General features: G+C 68.5%; 4 protein-coding genes. All 4 read left to right on the top strand.

What is annotated here, in order from left to right:
• Nucleotides 1–754, top strand: a 754-nt coding sequence (locus tag ACN269_RS34035) for an SDR family oxidoreductase (protein ID WP_421477349.1), incomplete at its 5' end; no start/stop codon positions are given.
• A gap of 19 nt (nucleotides 755–773) precedes the next feature.
• Entirely contained in the window at nucleotides 774–1,478 is a 705-nt protein-coding gene (locus ACN269_RS34030; protein ID WP_421477347.1) for an SDR family NAD(P)-dependent oxidoreductase, read from the top strand.
• Nucleotides 1,479–1,608: 130 nt separating this feature from the next.
• The gene (locus ACN269_RS34025; RefSeq protein WP_421477345.1) at nucleotides 1,609–2,430 is read left to right on the top strand and encodes a GNAT family N-acetyltransferase; all 822 of its coding nucleotides are present in this window, start codon (nucleotides 1,609–1,611) and stop codon (nucleotides 2,428–2,430) included.
• A partial coding sequence (locus ACN269_RS34020; RefSeq protein ID WP_421477344.1) for a lysophospholipid acyltransferase family protein occupies nucleotides 2,427–2,882 on the top strand: 456 nt, incomplete at its 3' end. The genes ACN269_RS34025 and ACN269_RS34020, both read left to right, overlap by 4 nt.

Here is a 2,882-nt window from a genome sequence, read left to right as displayed (position 1 = left end):
TGTTCGCGCAATGAAGATCACGGTTATGGGGGCCTCCGGCCAGGTCGGTTCCAAGGTTGTCGAGCTGCTCACTGCCACCGGTCACGACGTGGTGGCGGCGTCGCGCGCGTCCGGCGCTGATGTCGTCACCGGGAAGGGCTTGGCAGCGGCGATGGCCGGAGCGGATGTGCTTGTCGACGTCACGAATTCGCCGTCTTTCGAGGACGACCCGGTGCTGGCGTTCTTCACCGCGTCGTCGGCCAACCTGGTGGCTGCGGCCAAGGAAACCGGTGTCGGCCACTATGTTGCGCTGTCCATCGTCGGGGTCGACGATCTGCCCGACAGCGGATATTTGCGGGCCAAGGTCGCTCAGGAAAAGACCATCGTCGAATCGGGCCTGCCCTACACCGTCGTTCGGGCCACCCAATTCCATGAGTTCGCCGCAATGATCACCGGCTCGCTGATCGTGGACGACGACGTTCGGGTGCCCGATGCGCTGATTCAACCGATCGCGGTGGCCGATGTGGCAGTGGAAGTGGCCCGGGTTGCCGCGAGCACGCCGATCAACGGCATCGTCAACGTCGGCGGACCGGAGAAGATGTCGTTCGCCGAGATGGCGCGTGCCGTGCTCGCCCACCAAGGCGCCGCCAAGACCGTCGTCGTCGACCCACAGGCCACCTACTTCGGAACCCCGGTGGCGCGGACCAGCCTGGTCACCGGGGAGGGTGCGGTACGGGCACCCACCCGCCTCGCCGATTGGTTGCGGGAGGCCTGAGATGGAACTTCGAGGACAGGTGGCGCTGGTCACCGGCGGTACGGCGGGAATCGGCATGGAGTCGGCGCGGCTGCTGGCCCAGGCCGGCGCCGAGGTTATCGTCACCGGCCGCGACCCGCGCCGCGGGCAGCAGGCGGTCGCCGAGATCGAAGGCAACGTCCGCTTTCTCGCCGCTGACCTGGCCGATCTCGATTCGGTGAGAACCCTCGCCGCCCAGGCCGGGGATGTCGACATCGTCGTCAACAACGCCGCCAGTTTTCCCGGCGCGATGACGGTGGACCAGGACGTCGACACGTTCGAGAAGACCTTCGACACCAACGTGCGCGGAACGTACTTCCTGGTCTCGGCCCTGGTGCCCGGAATGCTGCGGCGTGGCCGGGGCACCGTCGTCAACGTCACCAGCATGGTGGCGTTCAAGGGCGTGCCGGGCGCATCGACCTACAGCGCCTCCAAGGCCGCGGTGGAGTCGCTGACGCGCACCTGGGCGGCCGAGTTCGGGACCGGTGGCGTGCGAGTCAACAGCGTGGCCCCGGGGCCCACCGCGACCGAAGGCGTGGCCAGGGAGTGGGGCGACACCAACGACGAACTCGGCCGTGCACTGCCGCTCGGTCGCACCGCCGCCCCCGCCGAGATCGCCGAGGCGGTGTTGTTCCTGGTCTCGCCGCGCTCCAGTTTCGTCACCGGGTCCACCCTGCACGTGGACGGCGGCGGTGCGGCCATTTAGGTGACGCAGCCCGCCGGCCAGGGTGCCCGAAGCGCGCGAACTCCACATGCCCTAACTCGTCACCGAGCGTGCACGAACACGTCACACGGTGATTGCCATCGCGCCGAACGACTCAGCGACGGTGCTCGCTATGAGCACTGCTTCTGTACTCATCGCCGCAGATCAACCGACCGAGTCGACGGATATGCCGCGGTACTCGTTGCTGCTGTCGACTGACCCGGAGCTCATCGAGGCCGCGCAGCGGCTGCGTCACGAGGTGTTCACCGCAGAGCCCGGCTTCGCCCTGCCCGCGACCGCCGACGGGCTCGACGCCGACCGGTTCGATGAGTTCTGTGATCACCTGCTGGTCCGCGAGGACAACTCCGGTGAGCTAGTGGGCTGCTACCGGATGCTGCCGCCGCCGGGGGCGATCGCCGCCGGCGGGATGTACACGGCAACCGAGTTCGACATCCATGCGCTTGACCCGCTGCGCGCGTCGCTGGTCGAAATGGGACGGGCGGTGGTGCGCGCCGACCACCGCAACGGCGGCGTGGTGCTGCTGATGTGGGCCGGAATCCTCGCCTACCTCGATCATTGCGGCTACGAGTACGTCACCGGGTGTGTGTCGGTGCCGGTGCACGGCATCGGAAAGCCGGGTACCCAGATCCGCGGGGTCCGCGACTTCGTGCGCCTGCGGCATCCGGCCCCGGTGCAGTACACCGTGCGTCCGTACCGGCCGGTGCTCATCGACGGGGTCGTCCTCGACGACATCGACCCGCCAGACCGTCCGGTCATCCCGCCGCTGATGCGCGGCTATCTGCGCCTGGGCGCCAAGGTGCTCGGCGAGCCTGCCCACGACCGTGACTTCGCCGTCGGCGACTTCCCGGCGTTGCTGGACAAACGCCTGGCCGATGCCCGCTATCTGCGGCGACTGCGATCTGTGGGGGCGGCGGCGGAGGCCGTCGGATCATGACCACCGACCACTCCTGGCTGCCGCGGGCGTCGTGCGGCGCGGACTGCCTGCAGGCGGGCGGCGCGGAAACCGGAGCCCCGGCGCTGGTCGCGATGCGCGTCGCGATGCGACTGGCGCTGCTGGCGGTGCTGCTGCCGGCGCTGCCGCTGCTGGCGGTGAAGCTGCCGGGGCGTTCCCATGTGCAACGGGCCTACTGCCGAATGATGTTGCGCTGTCTGGGGATGCGAATAACGGTGTCGGGCGGGCCGATCCGCAATCTGCGTGGGGTGCTGGTGGTCAGTGGGCACGTGTCCTGGGTGGACATCTTCGCGATCGGGGCGGTACTGCCCGGATCGTTTGTCGCCAAGGCCGAACTCATCTCCTGGCCGGCGCTGGGGCGGCTGGCCCGATTCATGAAGGTCATTCCGATCGACCGGACCAACCTGCGGCGCCTGCCCGATGTGGTCGGTGCT

Origin of the sequence: Micromonospora sp. WMMD736 (genome assembly GCF_049179015.1) — a bacterium.
Taxonomy (GTDB): Bacteria; Actinomycetota; Actinomycetes; order Mycobacteriales; family Micromonosporaceae; genus Micromonospora.
The sequence above is the reverse complement of the archived record's forward strand: the minus strand, read 5'-3'. Positions and strand labels throughout refer to the sequence as shown.